General features: G+C 58.5%; 14 protein-coding genes. 10 read left to right on the forward strand and 4 right to left on the reverse strand.

The features are described from left to right. Positions 1-383: 383 nt before the first annotated feature. From fadB to ACWIKB_RS24940, 6 genes are all read left to right on the forward strand, one after another. On the forward strand, positions 384-2,531 hold the full coding sequence (gene fadB / locus ACWIKB_RS24915) for a fatty acid oxidation complex subunit alpha FadB (protein ID WP_475270139.1): 2,148 nt from the start codon (positions 384-386) through the stop codon (positions 2,529-2,531). Positions 2,532-2,563: 32 nt separating this feature from the next. Continuing rightward, on the forward strand, positions 2,564-3,739 hold the full coding sequence (gene fadA / locus ACWIKB_RS24920) for an acetyl-CoA C-acyltransferase FadA (RefSeq protein ID WP_475270141.1): 1,176 nt from the start codon (positions 2,564-2,566) through the stop codon (positions 3,737-3,739). Positions 3,740-3,838: 99 nt separating this feature from the next. After that, positions 3,839-4,075: a DUF1653 domain-containing protein gene (locus ACWIKB_RS24925; protein ID WP_046047845.1), complete on the forward strand. Its 237-nt coding sequence runs from the start codon at positions 3,839-3,841 to the stop codon at positions 4,073-4,075. Positions 4,076-4,189: 114 nt separating this feature from the next. Further along, complete coding sequence (gene topA, locus ACWIKB_RS24930) at positions 4,190-6,817, forward strand: type I DNA topoisomerase (protein ID WP_475270144.1); 2,628 nt, start codon at positions 4,190-4,192, stop codon at positions 6,815-6,817. Between the two features lie 140 nt (positions 6,818-6,957). Next, on the forward strand, positions 6,958-7,482 hold the full coding sequence (locus tag ACWIKB_RS24935; RefSeq protein WP_475270146.1) for a DUF6586 family protein: 525 nt from the start codon (positions 6,958-6,960) through the stop codon (positions 7,480-7,482). Positions 7,483-7,634: 152 nt separating this feature from the next. Next, positions 7,635-7,868: a hypothetical protein gene (locus tag ACWIKB_RS24940; RefSeq protein WP_054054325.1), complete on the forward strand. Its 234-nt coding sequence runs from the start codon at positions 7,635-7,637 to the stop codon at positions 7,866-7,868. A gap of 93 nt (positions 7,869-7,961) precedes the next feature. Here the strand turns inward: ACWIKB_RS24940 and sulA are convergent, their stop codons facing one another. Both sulA and lexA read right to left on the reverse strand, forming a co-directional pair. Further along, positions 7,962-8,435 carry an SOS-induced cell division inhibitor SulA gene (gene sulA / locus ACWIKB_RS24945; protein ID WP_475270148.1) on the reverse strand — a complete coding sequence of 158 codons (474 nt, stop codon included), beginning with the start codon at positions 8,433-8,435 and terminating at the stop codon, positions 7,962-7,964. Between the two features lie 10 nt (positions 8,436-8,445). Then, a complete protein-coding gene (lexA, locus tag ACWIKB_RS24950) occupies positions 8,446-9,054 on the reverse strand; it encodes a transcriptional repressor LexA (RefSeq protein ID WP_092270751.1) in 609 nt (202 codons plus the stop codon). A 229-nt stretch (positions 9,055-9,283) separates the two neighbouring features. Here lexA and ACWIKB_RS24955 point away from each other — a divergent pair, with 229 nt between their 5' ends. The 4 genes from ACWIKB_RS24955 to ACWIKB_RS24970 all read left to right on the forward strand — a co-directional run bounded on the left by ACWIKB_RS24955 (position 9,284) and on the right by ACWIKB_RS24970 (position 15,249). Beyond that, a complete protein-coding gene (locus ACWIKB_RS24955; RefSeq protein WP_475270151.1) occupies positions 9,284-9,991 on the forward strand; it encodes a TetR/AcrR family transcriptional regulator in 708 nt (235 codons plus the stop codon). A gap of 170 nt (positions 9,992-10,161) precedes the next feature. Next, complete coding sequence (nagZ, locus tag ACWIKB_RS24960) at positions 10,162-11,160, forward strand: beta-N-acetylhexosaminidase (RefSeq protein ID WP_475270300.1); 999 nt, start codon at positions 10,162-10,164, stop codon at positions 11,158-11,160. Positions 11,161-11,172: 12 nt separating this feature from the next. Then, positions 11,173-11,910, forward strand: coding sequence for an S-methyl-5'-thioinosine phosphorylase (locus ACWIKB_RS24965; protein WP_475270153.1), 738 nt, complete (start codon positions 11,173-11,175; stop codon positions 11,908-11,910). Between the two features lie 60 nt (positions 11,911-11,970). Further along, complete coding sequence (locus ACWIKB_RS24970; RefSeq protein ID WP_475270155.1) at positions 11,971-15,249, forward strand: DEAD/DEAH box helicase; 3,279 nt, start codon at positions 11,971-11,973, stop codon at positions 15,247-15,249. A 141-nt stretch (positions 15,250-15,390) separates the two neighbouring features. Here ACWIKB_RS24970 and ACWIKB_RS24975 read toward each other — a convergent pair whose 3' ends face one another. After that, on the reverse strand, positions 15,391-18,084 hold the full coding sequence (locus ACWIKB_RS24975; protein ID WP_475270157.1) for a DEAD/DEAH box helicase: 2,694 nt from the start codon (positions 18,082-18,084) through the stop codon (positions 15,391-15,393). Between the two features lie 11 nt (positions 18,085-18,095). Next, positions 18,096-18,662: a CsiV family protein gene (locus ACWIKB_RS24980; protein ID WP_475270159.1), complete on the reverse strand. Its 567-nt coding sequence runs from the start codon at positions 18,660-18,662 to the stop codon at positions 18,096-18,098. Positions 18,663-18,665 lie beyond the last annotated feature (3 nt).

The raw sequence follows: 18,665 nt of genomic DNA on the forward strand, positions 1-18,665 counted from the left end.
CTTCAATGTCCCGCCAGCGTAGCTGCTTAAACGCAGGTTGCCGTGAATTAGGGCGACTTTTCTAACTATTGATTCTATGAATGGCCTCACATGCATCTGCGTGTTGTGATCCTTCGTCTTACGGAAATGACTGCAAAGTCGCGTTTCAACCAGCATTTTGGGCGATTGACAATTGCCGGAAATTCCGTGAAGGTGGCGTACCCAAATCAAACGGGCGTATGAATTGAGCGTTTGTATTTCAGAGCGCTCCTACAGAATCCCGACTATCGCGTTGGCGGGTGTGCCGGGTGGATTGGCGTTAGCATCGACGAAAAGCGTCCTGCCGAGCCATTCGCCTGCGTCCGACGTGTACTGTTCAGCTTCCATATCGTGGAGATCAGTTGATGATTTACGAAGGTAAAGCCATCACGGTTAAGGCTCTTGAAAGTGGCATCGTCGAACTGAAGTTCGATCTCAAGGGTGAGTCCGTCAACAAGTTCAACCGTCTAACCCTGAACGAATTGCGTCAGGCCGTAGACACCATCAAGGCAGATGCTTCGATCAAGGGTGTGATCGTCAGCAGTGGCAAGGACGTGTTCATCGTCGGCGCCGACATCACCGAATTTGTCGAGAACTTCAAGCTGCCTGATGCAGAGCTTGTCGCTGGCAACCTCGAAGCCAACAAGATTTTCAGCGATTTCGAAGACCTCAACGTCCCGACTGTCGCCGCGATCAACGGTATCGCCCTGGGCGGCGGTCTGGAAATGTGCCTGGCGGCGGATTACCGCGTCATGTCCACCAAGGCCAAGATCGGTCTGCCGGAAGTCAAACTGGGCATCTACCCGGGCTTCGGCGGCACCGTGCGCCTGCCGCGCATCATCGGGGCCGACAACGCCATCGAGTGGATTGCCGCCGGTAAGGAAAACCGTCCTGAAGATGCGCTGAAAGTCGGCGCAGTGGACGCGGTGGTTGCACCTGAGAAACTGCAGGAAGCGGCCCTGGAGCTGATCAAGCGCGCCATCTCCGGCGAGTTTGACTACAAGGCCAAGCGTCAGCCGAAGCTGGAAAAGCTGAAACTGAACGCCATCGAACAAATGATGGCTTTCGAAACCGCCAAAGGTTTCGTGGCCGGTCAGGCTGGCCCGAACTATCCGGCGCCAGTTGAAGCGATCAAGACTATCCAGAAAGCTGCGAACTTCGGTCGCGACAAAGCGCTGGAAGTCGAAGCCGCCGGTTTCGTCAAACTGGCCAAGACCTCTGCCGCGCAGAGCTTGATCGGTCTGTTCCTGAATGATCAGGAGCTGAAGAAAAAGGCCAAGGCCTACGACGAAATCGCCCGGGACGTGAAGCAGGCTGCCGTATTGGGCGCCGGCATCATGGGTGGCGGTATCGCCTATCAGTCGGCCTCCAAAGGGACGCCGATCCTGATGAAGGACATCAACGAGCACGGCATCGAGCAGGGTCTGGCTGAAGCCGCCAAGCTGCTGGTCGGTCGCGTTGATAAAGGTCGCATGACCCCGGCGAAAATGGCTGAAGTACTCAACGGCATTCGTCCGACCCTGTCCTACGGTGATTTCGGTCACGTGGATCTGGTGGTCGAGGCGGTCGTCGAGAACCCTAAGGTCAAGCAGGCCGTACTGGCTGAAGTCGAAGACAAGGTCAAAGAGGACACCATCCTCGCGTCCAACACTTCGACTATTTCCATCACCTTGCTGGCCAAAGCCCTCAAGCGTCCGGAAAACTTCGTCGGCATGCACTTCTTCAACCCGGTGCACATGATGCCGCTGGTTGAAGTGATCCGCGGCGAGAAGTCCAGCGAGCTGGCTGTTGCCACCACCGTTGCCTACGCCAAGAAAATGGGCAAGAACCCGATCGTCGTCAACGACTGCCCGGGCTTCCTGGTCAACCGCGTGCTGTTCCCGTACTTCGGCGGTTTCGCCAAACTGGTCAGCGCCGGTGTGGACTTCGTCCGTATCGACAAGATCATGGAAAAATTCGGCTGGCCAATGGGCCCGGCATACCTGATGGACGTGGTCGGCATCGACACCGGTCACCACGGTCGTGACGTCATGGCTGAAGGCTTTCCGGATCGCATGAAAGACGATCGCCGTTCGGCTATCGACGTGCTCTACGAAGCCAAGCGCCTGGGCCAGAAGAACGGCAAGGGTTTCTACGCTTACGAGACCGACAAGAAGGGCAAGCAGAAGAAAGTCGCCGATCCGTCGGTACTGGAAGTGCTCAAGCCGATCGTTTACGAGCAGCGCGAAGTCACTGACGAAGACATCATCAACTGGATGATGATCCCGCTGTGCCTGGAAACCGTGCGTTGCCTGGAAGACGGCATTGTCGAAACCGCCGCCGAAGCCGACATGGGTCTGGTCTACGGTATTGGTTTCCCTCCATTCCGTGGCGGTGCGCTGCGCTACATCGATTCGATCGGTGTTGCAGAGTTCGTTGCCCTGGCTGACCAGTACGCTGATTTGGGCGCGCTGTACCACCCGACCGCGAAGCTGCGTGAAATGGCCAAGACTGGCCAACGGTTCTTCGGTTAAGCGTCCCAACACTTGAGCGAGAGTGAAATTTTATGAGCTTGAATCCAAGAGACGTCGTGATTGTCGACTTCGGTCGTACTCCGATGGGCCGCTCCAAGGGCGGCATGCACCGCAACACCCGCGCCGAAGACATGTCGGCGCACCTGATCAGCAAACTGCTGGAACGCAACGTCAAGGTTGACCCGAACGAAGTCGAAGACGTGATCTGGGGCTGCGTAAACCAGACCCTGGAACAGGGCTGGAACATCGCTCGCATGGCTTCCCTGATGACGCAGATTCCTCACACTGCTGCCGGCCAGACCGTCAGCCGTCTGTGTGGTTCGTCGATGAGCGCTTTGCACACCGCTGCACAAGCGATCATGACCGGCAACGGTGACGTGTTTGTCGTTGGCGGCGTCGAGCATATGGGCCACGTGAGCATGATGCACGGTGTCGATCCGAACCCGCACATGTCCCTGTACGCGGCGAAAGCCTCGGGCATGATGGGCCTGACCGCTGAAATGCTGGGCAAAATGCACGGCATCACTCGCGAACAACAGGACGCTTTCGGCGTGCGCTCCCACCAGCTCGCCCACAAGGCGACCCTGGAAGGCAAGTTCAAAGACGAAATCATCCCGATGCAGGGCTACGACGAGAACGGTTTCCTGAAACTGTTCGACTACGACGAAACCATTCGTCCGGAAACCACCCTGGAAAGCCTGGCGGCTCTGAAGCCTGCTTTCAATCCCAAGGTCGGCACCGTGACAGCCGGTACTTCGTCGCAAATCACCGATGGTGCTTCGTGCATGATCGTGATGTCGGCGCAGCGTGCCCAGGACCTGGGCATCCAGCCTCTGGCAGTGATTCGTTCGATGGCAGTGGCAGGTGTGGACCCGGCGATCATGGGCTATGGTCCAGTTCCGGCTACACAAAAAGCACTGAAGCGTGCGGGCCTTGGGATCAACGATATCGACTTCTTCGAGCTCAACGAAGCTTTCGCTGCACAGGCCCTGCCAGTGCTGAAAGATTTGAAAGTGCTCGACAAGATGAACGAGAAGGTTAACCTGCACGGCGGCGCGATCGCCTTGGGTCACCCGTTCGGTTGCTCCGGTGCTCGTATCTCCGGCACTTTGCTGAACGTGATGAAGCAAAATGGCGGCACCTTCGGGGTAGCCACCATGTGCATTGGTCTCGGCCAAGGCATCTCCACCGTCTTCGAACGCGTTTAAGCGTCTCGTTGATGGAAGCCGGGGCCAAGTGCCCCGGTTTTTGTTTTTCTGAATTTATTTTTGTTTTTATTTTGAAAAGATTTGAGTGAGGGCCAAAGCATGCCGATACAACCTGGGCTCTACCAACATTACAAAGGTCCGCAGTACCGCGTATTCAGTATTGCGCGGCATTCGGAAACCGAAGAAGAAGTGGTCTTCTACCAAGCCCTGTATGGCGATTACGGCTTTTGGGTGCGTCCCTTGAGCATGTTCCTGGAGTCGGTCGAGGTTGACGGCGAACAGGTCCCACGCTTTGCTTTGGTGCAAGCCGAACCGAGCCTTTTTTCCAAGCCATAAGCGGAGTGCGCGCAGAACCCTGCGCTTGACCTCACCTTGTAGCCACTATATATAGCGGTGCCGCGTCAGGCGCCAACCGCCTTTCACTTCTAGAATTCAGGAATTTTCTGATCCATGGGCAAATCGCTGGTCATTGTGGAATCCCCGGCTAAGGCCAAGACCATCAACAAGTATCTGGGTAACCAATACGTGGTGAAGTCGAGTATCGGCCATATCCGAGACCTGCCCACCAGCGGTTCGGCTAGCGCCAGCAAAGAGCCAGCCGCCAAGCGCGGCAAGGCTGCCGCGGGTGAAGGTCCGGTGCTCACGCCGAAAGAGAAAGCGCGCAAGCAGCTCGTCTCGCGCATGGGCGTCGATCCCGATCATGGCTGGAAAGCCAAGTACGAGATCCTCCCGGGCAAGGAAAAAGTCATCGAAGAGCTGCGCCGGCTCGCCAAAGATGCTGACACCATCTATCTCGCAACCGACTTGGATCGCGAGGGGGAAGCCATTGCCTGGCACCTGCGCGAAGCCATCGGTGGTGACGACAGCCGCTACAAGCGCGTGGTGTTCAACGAAATCACCAAGAAGGCGATTCAGGAAGCCTTCTCCAAGCCGGGCGAGCTGGACATCGACCGTGTAAATGCCCAGCAGGCGCGTCGCTTCCTCGACCGAGTGGTGGGTTACATGGTTTCGCCGCTGCTGTGGGCCAAGGTCGCTCGCGGCCTGTCCGCCGGTCGTGTGCAATCGGTGGCGGTCAAACTGGTTGTTGAGCGTGAGCGTGAAATTCGCGCGTTCAACCCGGAAGAGTACTGGGAAGTCCACGCTGATCTCGGCACCGCCAAGGGCGCCACCGTGCGCTTCGACGTGGCCCGTGAGAAAGGCGAAGCCTTCAAGCCACTCAACGAAGCCCAGGCGATGGCCGCGCTGGAGAAGCTCAAGGCTTCCAGCTACAGCATCGTCAAGCGTGAAGACAAACCGACCAGCAGCAAACCGTCGGCACCGTTCATCACCTCCACCCTGCAGCAGGCCGCGAGCAACCGCCTGGGCTTCGGGGTGAAGAAAACCATGATGATGGCCCAGCGTCTGTATGAAGCGGGCTACATCACGTATATGCGTACCGACTCCACCAACCTCTCGGTTGATGCGGTAGCGATGGCGCGTACTTATATTGAAGGCGAGTTCGGCAAGAAGTACCTGCCGGAAAACCCGAACGTCTACAGCAGCAAGGAAGGCGCACAAGAGGCTCACGAAGCGATTCGTCCCTCCGACGCCAATACCGAGCCAAGCAAGCTGTCGGGCATGGAGCGTGATGCCGAGCGGCTCTACGAGCTGATCTGGCGCCAGTTCCTCGCTTGCCAGATGCTGCCAGCGCAGTACCTGTCGACCACGGTAACCGTGGGTGCCGGTGATTTCGAGCTGCGTGCCAAGGGCCGCATCCTGAAGTTCGACGGTTACACCCGCGTCATGCCGCAAATCGCCAAGCCAGGCGATGACGACGTGCTGCCAGACATGGCCCAGGGCGACGCGATGAAGCTGATCAAGCTTGATCCGACCCAGCACTTCACCAAGCCGCCGGCCCGTTACTCGGAAGCGAGCCTGGTAAAAGAAATGGAAAAACGCGGCATCGGTCGTCCTTCGACCTACGCAGCGATCATTTCGACCATCCAGGACCGCGGCTACGTGGCGCTGCACAACCGTCGTTTCTACTCGGAAAAGATGGGTGACATCGTCACTGAACGTCTGGCCGAGAGCTTCTCCAATCTCATGGACTACGGCTTCACCGCCGGCATGGAAGAGAACCTCGATGACGTGGCCCAGGGCGAACGCGACTGGAAAAACGTGCTCGACGAGTTCTACGGCGACTTCAAGAAGAAACTCGAAGTAGCCGAAAGTGCTGAAGGCGGCATGCGTGCCAACCAGCCAGTGATGACTGATATTCCGTGCGTGGTGTGCGGTCGTCCGATGCAGATTCGTACTGCGTCGACGGGTGTGTTCCTCGGCTGCTCGGGTTACAGCCTGCCGCCGAAAGAACGCTGCAAGGCCACCGTCAACCTGGTGCCCGGCGATGAAATCGCTGCGGACGACGAGGGTGAGTCGGAATCCTTGGTGTTGCGTGGCAAGCATCGCTGCCCGATCTGCAGCACGGCAATGGACGCTTATTTGCTGGATGAGAAGCGCAAGCTGCACATCTGCGGTAACAATCCGGATTGCGACGGCTACGAAATCGAAGAGGGCAGTTATCGCATCAAGGGCTACGAAGGTCCGAGTCTGGAATGCGATAAGTGCGGCAGCGAAATGCAGCTCAAGACCGGCCGTTTCGGCAAGTTCTTCGGTTGCACCAATGCGACGTGCAAGAACACTCGCAAGCTGTTGAAAAGCGGTGACGCGGCGCCGCCGAAGATGGACCCGGTGAAGATGCCTGAGCTGAAATGCGAAAAGGTCAACGACACCTACATCCTGCGCGACGGTGCTTCCGGCCTGTTCCTGGCAGCGAGCCAGTTCCCGAAAAACCGCGAGACTCGTGCTCCGCTGGTGATCGAGATCGTGCCGCACAAGGATGAGATCGATCCGAAGTACCACTTCCTCTGCGAAGCGCCGAAGAAAGATCCGGATGGCCTGCCTTCCGTGATCCGTTACAGCCGCAAAACCAAAGAGCAGTACGTGCAGACTGAAGTCGACGGTAAGCCGACAGGTTGGAAGGCGTACTACGACGGCGGCAAGTGGACGGTTGAAGACAAGCGTCCAGCCGCTAAAGCTTAAAAGAAGCTGTACACAAAAGGCCGCATGACAATCCTCGGATTTTCATGCGGCCTTTTGTTTTGGGCTTGCGGTCGACTTGGGTGATCCACGACACTGTCGGGTCTGTGTGACGCAATTATTTCGCTGTGGAGGCTGCCGTCATGGCCCACGAACTCTATACCCGTACCAATCAAAAAATTTATTTCGCCGGCCTGTCGCTCGAAGCGCTAGCCAGGGCTGAAGAGGGGCGGGCGATGAACTCCCTGGCGTTGATTCAGGCCGGGCGCGAATCGGCACTGTTTCACCTTTATGGTGCGCTGCTGGGGTTGTGCCATGAAATCGCTGGTTTCTATCGCTTGCCTCAAGCCAATGCGCCGCGGGCGGAGATGTTGCTGACCCGCGAAGTGCTGGAAGCTATCGCCATTCCTGAAATGGCCGAGATGGTTGAGTTGGCGGGTAATTCGGAAACCTGGCTGGCCAAACTGCTTGCGGCGCACGCTGCACTGTTTCAACCGCCTCGGGCCCCGCACAAACCGAAAGGCGACGTGACGCAACCATTGATCATGGCGGTTAACCTGGACGAAGAAGAGGCGCCTCAAGAGCTGAGTCGAGAGGAGCTGGAGAGCTGGCGTCAGAACCTTAAAGGGCTGGCTCTGCGCTTCCGTGAAGGGTTGAACGAGTGCTAAGGGATTGAGCGATGTGACGGATGAGCCTTTGGGCTGTCCGTTCAGGGATGAGTGCTAACAGATGTTTCATCGCGATGACTTCTGGTCAAGATCCCGAGCGAAGCCTGGCCGATGCCTATATAATCCCCGCCTTTCGTGGAGAACAGACCTTTATGCCAACGTCCTTTCTAGAAATTGTTGAGTTACCAGACGGCCGAATCGAGCTGCGCAGAGCCGAGGACGAGGGTTCTCTGGTTACTTTGGATTTCTCCGAGGACGCCAAAGCGTTCCTGCAAGGCAATCACGTAGAAGTCGCCAAGGCGATGTTGAGCGTCGGTGTGCAGATGGCAGGGCGTATGGTTGAAGGCGAATTCAATAAAGATGAAGAGCCGCGCATCCTTCATTGATCCCGTCCGTCGGTTTCTGTTGATACCGCTACAGTTCGGCTTCTCTATCCCTGGAGAAGCCTGGCGCTGTTCAAAGCGCGCATTGAAAGTCAGTTAACCCAGTCGAATATTCAGGCTTTGAGCGTCCCCGATACGGGCGGCGGCGATTAACTGTTGCCGTGAAGCGGCGTTCAACGGGTTGAGCCAGCTGACGACCGTGTGACTGCGGCCCAGTCGCAAGGCTTCGCAGGTCAATTGTTGAGCGCTCTGGGTGCCGCGAGGTTGCAGCAGCAGGATGCGTTCACGGTTCAGCCCGGCGTCCCGCAACCAGGCCTGGGTCAGGCTGGCGGGCGGGGCGATAAGGGTCAGCCAGCGTGCGTCCTGGTCCTGGCTCAATTCCCGGAGAATTGGCGCCAAAAGGTTCAGGCAGCTCCCTGCTGCACCACGCAGTGACAGCTCGCTGAAGACCTCGGGCTCTGCGCTCCAGGGCGATTCGACCACGTCTTTCAGGATCGGCGCCAGCGGTTGCGCCATGAACGCCTCGAACAACGGCAGTTGGGCTTGCTGTGGTGTGTGTGGGAACTGCATAAAGCCTCCTTTAGCGGCGAATCACGCCGACGCTCAAGCCTTCGATCACCAGTTCCTGATCTTTCAGGTTGACTTCAATTGGGGCGAACTCAGGGTTTTCGGCGATCAGCCAGACCTTGCTGCCATCACGCTTGAAGCGCTTGACGGTCACTTCATCGCCGATCCGTGCCACCACGATCTGGCCATTGCGGGCTTCGCGGGTGGTGTGGACGGCCAGCAGGTCGCCATCGAAAATGCCCACATCTTTCATGCTCATGCCATGAACCCGCAGCAGATAGTCGGCACGCGGATGGAAGAACGTCGGGTTGATGTTGCAGGACTCTTCGATGTGTTGCTGGGCCAGAATGGGGGCGCCGGCAGCCACTCGACCAATAATCGGCAGGGTGGACTCGTCGGCCTTGGCTTCAAAACCAGGAATGCGGATGCCGCGGGAAGCGCCTGGAGTCATCTCGATTGCGCCCTTGCGGGCCAATGCCTTGAGGTGTTCTTCCGCCGCGTTAGGCGATTTGAACCCCAGTTCCTGAGCGATTTCCGCACGGGTCGGCGGGTAGCCGTTATCGTCGAGGCAACGTTTGATGAAGGCCAGAATCTCAGCTTGGCGTGGCGTCAGTTTTAGCATATTGATCGCTCTGTCTTTTTATACAGTGACTGGGATTATATACAGTGAACTGCACTTGGCAATGCCCCTTTTTTCGCTCGCCGCTGGACGGTCAGTCAGCTCGCTGATTAACGACGCAGAGTTGTATGGTTAAATAGCTGACCGACCATTCCCAAAACGAACCGGCAGGCTTGACAATGCACAGGCTGAAACGTATGTTTCAAACAAGTGTTTGTCAGGCGGAGTAGCCATGGCCCAGTCGGAAACCGTTGAACGCATTCTCGATGCTGCCGAGCAGTTGTTCGCGGAAAAAGGTTTTGCCGAAACCTCATTGCGTCTGATCACCAGCAAGGCCGGTGTCAATCTGGCGGCGGTGAATTATCATTTCGGCTCCAAAAAGGCGCTGATTCAGGCCGTCTTCTCGCGTTTTCTCGGGCCGTTCTGCACCAGTCTCGATAAAGAACTGGAGCGGCGTCAGGCCAAGCCGGAAAACAAACCGACGCTTGAAGAGCTGCTGGAAATTCTCGTCGAGCAAGCTCTGGTGGTACAGCCGCGCAGTGGCAACGACTTGTCTATCTTTATGCGTTTGCTGGGCCTGGCCTTCAGTCAGAGTCAGGGCCACTTGCGTCGTTATCTGGAAGACATGTACGGCAAGGTTTTCCGTCGCTATATGATGCTGGTTAACGAAGCAGCACCGCGTATTCCACCGATCGAACTGTTCTGGCGCGTGCACTTCATGCTCGGCGCTGCCGCATTCAGCATGTCAGGGATCAAGGCGCTGCGGGCGATTGCCGAGACCGATTTCGGCGTCAACACCTCCATTGAGCAGGTGATGCGTCTGATGGTGCCGTTCCTGGCCGCCGGCATGCGCGCTGAAACCGGCGTCACCGACACGGCCATGGCCACTGCGCAGTTGCGTCCGCGCAGTAAATCGACTCCGGTTGCCGCCAAGGTTTAACTGCGCACGGGTGGGCGCGGCAGCTGACATCCGCTAAGCTAGCCGCCCATGCCGACTCTCGTTCTGAACCCGTTTCCCATTGAAATCGCCGACCTGCCGGGCGTAGCCCTCGGCGGCGATTCTGTGCGAGACGGGTTTATCGTTTTCAAGGAATTGCTATGACTGCTGGCCTGCAAGGCTCGTTGATGGTGGACGTCGCCGGTACCTGGCTGACGGCCGAAGATCGCCAATTGTTGCGCCAGCCCGAAGTGGGCGGCCTGATCATTTTCGCCCGCAATATCGAGCACCCGCGCCAGGTGCGCGAGCTGAGCGCCGCGATCCGCGCCATTCGTCCTGATCTGCTGCTCGCGGTGGACCAGGAGGGCGGTCGGGTTCAGCGTCTGCGTCAGGGCTTCGTGCGACTGCCGGCCATGCGCGCCATCGCCGACAACCCGAATGCCGAGTACCTGGCCGAGCAGTGTGGCTGGATCATGGCCACTGAAGTCCTCGCCGTCGGCCTTGACCTGAGCTTCGCCCCGGTACTGGATCTGGATTACCAGCGCAGCGCCGTGGTCGGTACCCGCTCGTTCGAAGGCGATCCCGAGCGCGCAGCCTTGCTCGCCGGTGCCTTCATTCGCGGCATGAACAGCGCCGGCATGGCCGCCACCGGCAAGCATTTCCCGGGTCACGGTTGGGCCGAAGCCGACTCTCATGTCGCCATCCCTAATGACGAACGCAGCCTCGACGAAATCCGCGTCAATGACCTGGTGCCGTTCGCTCGGCTGAGCAAGCAATTGGCCGCCGTCATGCCGGCCCACGTTATTTATCCACAGGTCGATGCCCAGCCTGCCGGTTTCTCCCGGCGCTGGTTGCAGGACATCCTGCGCGGCGAGTTGCAGTTCGATGGTGTCATCTTTAGTGACGATCTTTCCATGGCCGGCGCCCATGTGGTCGGCGATGCTGCCAGCCGTATCGAAGCCGCGCTGACCGCCGGTTGCGACATGGGCCTGGTGTGCAACGACCGCGCGGCTGCGGAATTGGCCCTGAGCGCCGCCCAGCGGATGAAGGTCACGCCGTCGCCGCGTATTGCGCGGATGCGCGGGCAGTCGTTTGCCGGCACTGAATACCGCCAAGACCCGCGCTGGCTCACTGCTGTCGGCGCGCTCAAAGAAGCTCAACTGATTGAATAAGGACTTTTCGTTATGACGGTTTACGCGATCATCGGTGGTACCGGCCTGACTCAACTCGAAGGCCTGAACATTCGTCAATCACTGGCGGTGGACACGCCTTACGGTCCACCTTCGGCCGAAGTGCAGATCGGCGTATACGCCGGCAAGGAAGTCCTGTTCCTCGCACGCCACGGTCACCCGCACCGTTTGCCGCCGCATCAGGTGAACTACCGCGCCAACCTCTGGGCGCTGAAGCAGGCCGGGGCCGAAGCGATTCTTGCGGTCAACGCTGTAGGCGGGATTCATGCCGCCATGGGCACGGGACATTTCTGCGTGCCTCATCAACTGATCGACTACACCAGCGGTCGCGAGCACACCTATTTCGCCGGTGACTTGGAGCAGGTTACCCACATCGATTTCAGCTTCCCCTACAGCGAGCCGTTGCGTCAGCAGTTGATCGCCGCATTGGCGGCTGAAGGCGTCGGCTACAGCAGTCATGGCGTGTACGCCTGCACTCAAGGACCACGCCTGGAAACCGTCGCTGAAATCGCGCGACTGGAACGAGACGGCTGCGACATCGTCGGCATGACCGGCATGCCGGAAGCGGCGCTGGCTCGTGAGCTGGAACTGGATTACGCCTGTCTGGCGCTGGTGGTGAACCCGGCGGCGGGCAAGTCCACTGCGGTGATTACCATGGCCGAGATCGAACAGGCGCTTCATGACGGGATGGGCAAGGTGAAGTCGACGTTGGCGCGGGTGTTGGCGGGTTGAGTTTCAGCGGCCAGAGCAAGTGCTTGGCCGAATCTCTGAGTTTTGAGCGGCCTTGATTTCATGACCACATTAACCGAGCAACTTCATGCGCTACCTTGGGCAGAGGTATTCAGTCATCGTGCTCTGGAAAAGGCCCGCAGGTACGCGGATGAGGATCGGATAACGATCCATCAGAGCGACGACTTCGCGATCATCGCAACGTGCATCGGCTCCGAAAATCAGCAGTACGAGCAGGTCATCGAGCTCCCTGAAGACCGTCATGCGCGAACGGGGCTGCAATGCGTTTGTTCGTGTCCGGTCATGTTTAACTGCAAACACATCGCTGCAGTTATCTATCACCTGCAAGACCTTCCCGCTAAATCGTCTGAAAGCACCGCCCAGGTTCACCTGAGTCGCGAGCTGGAACGCTGGCTCGACGGCATTCCTGCTACGGGCAAAACGCCCGATGAGCCCGCGCTGGGGACGAATACGCGCCTGGTCTACCGGCTCAAGGCCACTTCCGTCGCAGGGAAGTGGACGCTGGAAATTTTCAAGGGCCGCCAACTCAAGAGCGGCGTCCTGCAAGACCTCAAGCCGGTGTACTCGTTATCGGAAATGCTGCTGCGCCAACCCGGCTATCTGGCTGAACTGGACCTTCGGATCGCCAGGCTGTTGGTGGCCGTTCACTCCCATCACGCGTATTACGGCGGCTATCCATTGGAAGGCAGCAGTGGTGCCGAACTCCTGGAGATGTTGGTGTGTACCGCGCGGCTGTTCCTCGATTTCGAGCAGCCGCCCATGGCTTCGGGAGCGAAGAGGGTGGGTCGGTTCGCCTGGGCCGAACAGGCCAACGGCAGTTTCCGCCCTCAATGGAGCAGCGACGAAGTCGAGCCGGAAACGGTACTTGCCATTGAACCCTTGTACTACCTTGACCGCGAGCGACTGCAAGTCGGAACTTTACTCACCGAACAGGATGAAAAACTGGCTTGTCACTTGACCTTGGCGCCGGATATTCCGGCGCACCAGGCGATGCAGTTCAGCCATCGGATGAGTTCCGCGACGCAAGTTGCCCCTCCACACAGGCTGACGGAGCGGGTGGTCGATGACATTTCCCCCCGGGCGCACCTGACGCTCAATAGCGGTAAACGCTACAAGAACTGGAAGTATGAGCCAGAGCACCGTGCCGCGCTGGCGTTCACCTACGACGGGCACCCGGCTACGGACCGAAACCCGGAAGTACTGATCCTGTCCGGCACCGAAACCCAGCGTATCCAGCGAAAACCCGCCGCCGAAAAAGCCTTGCGCCAGGCCCTGCAAAAACACGGTTTTAAAAAGGCTACGAGTAAAAGCAGCGTCGACCGTCCAGGCGAAATGTTCGCTTTGCCGGATGATTCGGCCTGGCTTGCCTTTGTGCAGGAAGGAATTCCGTTGCTGCGCGAGGCAAATTGGCACGTCGATATCAGTCATGCCTTTGACTTCAATGTGCAGCCGGTAGAGCAGTGGTATGTCGACGTCGAGGAAGAGTCGGCGCACCAGTGGTTCGATCTGCAACTGGGCATCGTGGTCAACGGTGAGCGCCACAGCCTGCTGCCGATCCTGCTGCATTTACTGCGCAGTCAGCCACAGCTGCTAGACCCCGCCGGCCTGGCCAAGCGCAACGATGACGAACAGCTGTTGATCGAGCTTGGCGGTACCAAGGCACATGTGAAAGTTGCGCTGCCCTATGGCCGCATCAAACCGCTAATGGCCACGCTCGGCGAATTGTACCTGGGCTCGCATGAGGGCGACTCGTTGCGTTTGAGTGCTCCGGATGCCGCGCGGCTGAGTGTGCTGGAAGGCGTGCCACTGGTTTGGCAGGGCGGTGAACGCCTGCGCAATTTTGCCAAGCGTTTACGTGAGTCGACTCACGCGCATGTTTCAGCCCCCGAGGGGCTGAACGCGACATTGCGGCCGTATCAGCTTGAAGGGTTGAACTGGATGCAAACCCTCCGCGAGCTGGAGGTCGGCGGCATTCTCGGCGATGACATGGGCCTGGGGAAAACCCTGCAAACCCTCGCGCATCTGCTGACGGAAAAACAGGCTGGGCGGCTTGATCGCCCGGCATTGGCGGTGATGCCCACCAGCCTGATCCCCAACTGGCTCGACGAGTCACTGCGCTTTACTCCGCAATTGAAGGTCCTGGCGCTGCATGGCTCGGCGCGACAGAAGGACTTTGCCAGCCTGGCCGACTACGACCTGGTATTGACCACCTACGCGCTGTTGCCGCGGGATCTGGAGGTGTTGAAACCGCAGGTCTGGAGCGTGCTGATTCTCGATGAAGCACAGAACATCAAGAACCCGGTCAGCAAGGCCGCTCAGGCCGCCCGTGATCTACAAGCCCGTCAGCGATTGTGTCTGTCCGGCACGCCGTTGGAAAACCACCTTGGCGAACTGTGGTCGCAATTTCACTTTTTGCTGCCCGGCTGGCTGGGGGACAGCAAAACCTTCAACCGCGACTACCGCACACCGATCGAAAAGCACGGCAACGTCGAGCGGATGCAACATCTGACGGCCCGGATAAAACCCTTTCTGCTGCGTCGCAAGAAAGATCAGGTCGCCACCGAATTGCCGCCGAAAACCGAGATTGTGCATTGGGTCGATCTCAGCGATGGGCAACGGGATGTGTATGAAACCGTGCGCGTGGCGATGGACAAAAAGGTGCGCGACGAAATCGCCCGCAGTGGTGTTGGCCGCAGTCAAATCATCATCCTCGATGCGCTGCTCAAGCTGCGCCAGGTCTGCTGCGATCTGCGTTTGATCAAGATGACGCTCACGGCCAAGGCTCTGCGATCAGGCAGCGGGAAACTGGTCAGCTTGATGGAGATGCTGGAAGAGTTGCTCAGTGAAGGCCGCAAGATTTTGCTGTTTTCGCAGTTCACCTCGATGCTGGCCTTGATTGAAGAGGAGTTGCAGCAGCGTGGTGTTGGCTATTCGCTGCTGACCGGTGAAACGACGGATCGGCGCACGCCGGTGAAGGATTTCCAGAGCGGCAAAGTCCCGCTGTTTCTGATTAGCCTGAAGGCTGGCGGCACAGGTCTGAACCTGACTGCAGCGGACACCGTGATCCATTTCGATCCATGGTGGAACCCGGCAGTGGAAAACCAGGCTACCGACCGTGCCTACCGGATCGGGCAAAACAAACCGGTGTTCGTCTACAAGTTGATTGCCCGGGGTACTGTGGAAGAAAAAATCCAGGCGTTGCAGCAAGAGAAGGCGGCGTTGGCCGGGGCGGTGCTTGAAGGTGGGGCGACTAGTGGCTTGAAGCTTGAGCAGAGTGATATTGAGGCGCTGTTTGCGCCGTTGCCCAATCTCAAGTCCTGATAACTGTTTTATTCAGTGATCGACTCTTCGCGGGCGAGCCTCGCTCCTACAGATTTATGTTGATCGCCGATGCCGCGAATGACTCAAAACCTGTAGGAGCGAGGCTTGCCCGCGAAAGCGATCTACCAGACGCCGAATATCTCAACGCTTCTCCAGCTTATCCGGCAACGGCGCAAACAACGCCTCGATATCATCACTCTGTAACTTCCAGTCCCCGGCCGAGCGCCCATCCAGTACGCCCGCCGCCAGGTCGGACTTTTCCTTTTGCAGATGCTGAATCTTCTCTTCGACCGTGCCCCGGGCGATCAGCTTGTAGACGAACACCGGTTTTTCCTGGCCGATGCGATAGGCGCGGTCGGTCGCCTGGTTTTCCGTCGCAGGGTTCCACCACGGATCGTAGTGAATCACCGTATCGGCTTCGGTCAGGTTCAGGCCCACGCCACCGGCCTTCAAACTGATCAGAAAGATCTGACGTTTACCGCTCTGGAAGTCCTTCACCGGCGCGCGGCGGTCGCGGGTTTGTCCGGTCAGGATTGCGTATTCAACGCCGCGTTTCTTCAGTTCGTCCTCGATCAACGCCAACATCGACGTGAACTGCGAGAACAGCAAAATCCGCCGACCCTCTTCGAACAACTCTTCCAGCATCTCCATCAAGCTGTCGAGCTTGCCGGACGTGCTGCCGCGGGTAGGCAGGGCGGCGTCATTGACCAGTCGCAAATCGCAGCACACCTGACGCAACTTCAGCAGCGCCTCAAGAATGATGATCTGGCTGCGCGCTACGCCTTTGCGAGTGATCTCGTCGCGGACTTTTTTGTCCATGGCCAGGCGCATGGTTTCGTACACGTCGCGCTGTGCTTCGTTGAGATCCACCCAATGGATGATCTCGGTTTTCGGCGGCAATTCGGTCGCGACTTGCTCTTTGGTCCTGCGCAGCAGAAACGGTTTTATCCGACCGTTGAGGTGCTGAAGCCTGACTTCACTGCCGCGCTTTTCAATCGGCACCCGGTAATCGCGATTGAAGCTTTTAACATCGCCGAGCCAGCCGGGCAGCAGGAAATGGAACAGCGACCACAGCTCGCCCAGGTGGTTTTCCAGTGGCGTGCCACTCAGGCACAGTCGTTGCCGCGCATTCAGTTCGCGGGCAGCCTGGGCAGCCTTGCTGTTGGGGTTCTTGATGTATTGCGCTTCATCCAGGACCAGTACGTGCAGAGGCACGGCCGCCAGGGTTTCAACATCTTTGGGCAGCAGCGCGTAGGTAGTCAGGATCAGGTCGTAATCGGCCAGGCTCTCGAAATGCTTTTTGCGGCTGGCACCGTACAGCGCCAGCACGTTGAGCTGTGGCGTGAAGTGCGCCGCTTCGTCGAGCCAGTTAGGGATCAGGCTGGTGGGCATCACCACCATGCACGGTCGATCAAGGCGTCCGGCGATTTTCTCGCTGAGAATATGCGCCAGGGTCTGTAGGGTTTTACCCAGGCCCATGTCATCCGCGAGAATCCCGCCGACTTCCAGTTGCCGCAACGACTGCATCCAGCTCAAGCCTTCGAGCTGATACGGCCGCAACGTTGCGTTCAATCCCTCGGGCGCGACCGTAGTGAAGTCTTTGATGTCTCGCAAGCGCTGGGCAAAGGTGCGGATTTGCTCGCCGCCTTCCCACAGCAGTGGCATACCTTCCAGCGGATTCAGTCGCGTGGCGTCGGCCTTGCTCAGGCGCAGCGTGGTTTCGCCGGGCTCTTGCAAGTAGAACTCGCCCAAGGTCGCCAGCACCGGTTTCAAGCGGCCGAAGGGCAGGGCGACTTGCAACGGGCCGTACTCGGAGTTCGGGCGATTCGGGATGTTCACCAGGATCAACTCGTCGTCACGACGTCGGGCCAGGCGTTCCGGGTTGAGAATCTCGGTGTGCGAACGCATCAGGTTCAACAGGATTGGCAGCAGACTCAGGCGCTCACCGTTGACGATGATCCCCAGTTCCAGATCAAACCAGTCACGTTCCGGCGCCTGTTCGACGGTGGCGTACCAGTCGTCCACGGCGGTCAGGTCGAAACCGAAATCCTCGTCGATCTGCAACTCCCAGCCCTGGGTGCGCAGCTTCGGCAGTTCGTTGAGGGTGAACGTCAGCCAGGCGCTGTCGTTGACCATCTCGAACAGCTCGCCGGCGCTTTCCGGCAAGGCCTTGCTTTGCCGAGTAGCGATCTTGAAACCGAGGATTCGTAGCTGTTCCCTGTAGGCCTGTTCGACTTCCGGGTGGCGTTTTATCCGTAATGTCTGTGTTTCCTGGCGAATCAGCACGTCGGCATTCTTCTGTCCGGACACGTATTCATCCAGATAGCTGAAGGACAGCGCCGCGCGATGCTGGATATAACGCTGCATCTTGCCGTTACGCGGTTCGAAGGCGCTGAACTCGATGCTCGCCAGCCACAGACGCGGCACCGGTTGTACGTTATCCACCAGCACTTGTGGTGGCGCTTTCGGGCTGCGGTTTTCCAATACGGCTTGAAGTTTTTCCAGCAGCTCGGCGTCTTGCGCGGCGGCGGGATAGGCCAGGGTTTCCTGGACTTTGAGCAGCACCGCCGCGCAATGTTTGCAGTTGCTGTGGACCGGGCACGTGCAGTTGGCGTCGATCATCAGCAGCGTGCCTTTGGCCGACTCGCGCAGGCGAATGGTCTGACGGTAAACGTTGCCGCCCGAGCCTTCGCAGGCGGCGATGATCGTGGCGTCACCCGCCTCGACGATTCTGACACGGTTCTCCAGAGCGTAGCGGCGGCCACGCTCCAGGCTCTGTTCTTTGAATCGGCTGACCCAGGAAGGTGCCAGGGGTTTGCTCAGGGTCGCGGACATAAGGACTTCAATCAGTCCGGAATTTGTTCGGGGGCTGGCCGAGGCGCAGGGGCAGTCAGCGAAGTGATCTTGATCAGCAAGCCGAGGTGGCCGTTGTCGAGGAAGTTCAGCTGGCCGTTCTTGGTGTGGCTTTCCTGCTTCAGGCGTTCGCTGGCGGTGACCATGCCATTGCCGTCGATCTGATTGACCCAGAAGTCGGCGTCAACGTCGGTGAAGCGCCCCAGTTTCAGGTTCAGCGTGCCCTCGATCGGGAACTGACCGAACTGTTCTGTACCGTCACTGATTGCGATTTTGCTTTCAGCTTCACCCAGGGTCTGTTGCCAGGCCTTATGCAGCAACACCGTGTAATCGTTGCTGGCGGTGAGTTTCTCCACTTCGCCATTGAGGCTTGGCGTGCGCTGGCTGTCGGGGCTGAGGCGTTGTGCGCCGGCAGCCCAGTCTTCCGGCGCGGCGCGGCTGACAATGGCAGGCACGGCGTTTTGCCGGACCAGAATCATTTCGACCTGATACAGATCATCGGCAAACGCCGAGGGAGCAATCAGCGTCATCAACAAAGTCAGCGAGCGAAACAGGCGCATACG

The organism is Pseudomonas sp. 5Vm1k, assembly GCF_056161485.1.

Excerpts from the sequence above, each read along its gene's own strand:
- fadB (WP_475270139.1), top strand. The coding sequence starts at position 384 with ATGATTTACGAAGGTAAAGCCATCACGGTTAAGGCTCTTGAAAGTGGC.
- fadA (WP_475270141.1), top strand. The coding sequence starts at position 2,564 with ATGAGCTTGAATCCAAGAGACGTCGTGATTGTCGACTTCGGTCGTACT.
- ACWIKB_RS24925 (WP_046047845.1), top strand. The coding sequence starts at position 3,839 with ATGCCGATACAACCTGGGCTCTACCAACATTACAAAGGTCCGCAGTAC.
- topA (WP_475270144.1), top strand. The coding sequence starts at position 4,190 with ATGGGCAAATCGCTGGTCATTGTGGAATCCCCGGCTAAGGCCAAGACC.
- ACWIKB_RS24935 (WP_475270146.1), top strand. The coding sequence starts at position 6,958 with ATGGCCCACGAACTCTATACCCGTACCAATCAAAAAATTTATTTCGCC.
- ACWIKB_RS24940 (WP_054054325.1), top strand. The coding sequence starts at position 7,635 with ATGCCAACGTCCTTTCTAGAAATTGTTGAGTTACCAGACGGCCGAATC.
- sulA (WP_475270148.1), bottom strand. The coding sequence starts at position 8,435 with ATGCAGTTCCCACACACACCACAGCAAGCCCAACTGCCGTTGTTCGAG.
- lexA (WP_092270751.1), bottom strand. The coding sequence starts at position 9,054 with ATGCTAAAACTGACGCCACGCCAAGCTGAGATTCTGGCCTTCATCAAA.
- ACWIKB_RS24955 (WP_475270151.1), top strand. The coding sequence starts at position 9,284 with ATGGCCCAGTCGGAAACCGTTGAACGCATTCTCGATGCTGCCGAGCAG.
- ACWIKB_RS24965 (WP_475270153.1), top strand. The coding sequence starts at position 11,173 with ATGACGGTTTACGCGATCATCGGTGGTACCGGCCTGACTCAACTCGAA.
- ACWIKB_RS24970 (WP_475270155.1), top strand. The coding sequence starts at position 11,971 with ATGACCACATTAACCGAGCAACTTCATGCGCTACCTTGGGCAGAGGTA.
- ACWIKB_RS24975 (WP_475270157.1), bottom strand. The coding sequence starts at position 18,084 with ATGTCCGCGACCCTGAGCAAACCCCTGGCACCTTCCTGGGTCAGCCGA.
- ACWIKB_RS24980 (WP_475270159.1), bottom strand. The coding sequence starts at position 18,662 with ATGCGCCTGTTTCGCTCGCTGACTTTGTTGATGACGCTGATTGCTCCC.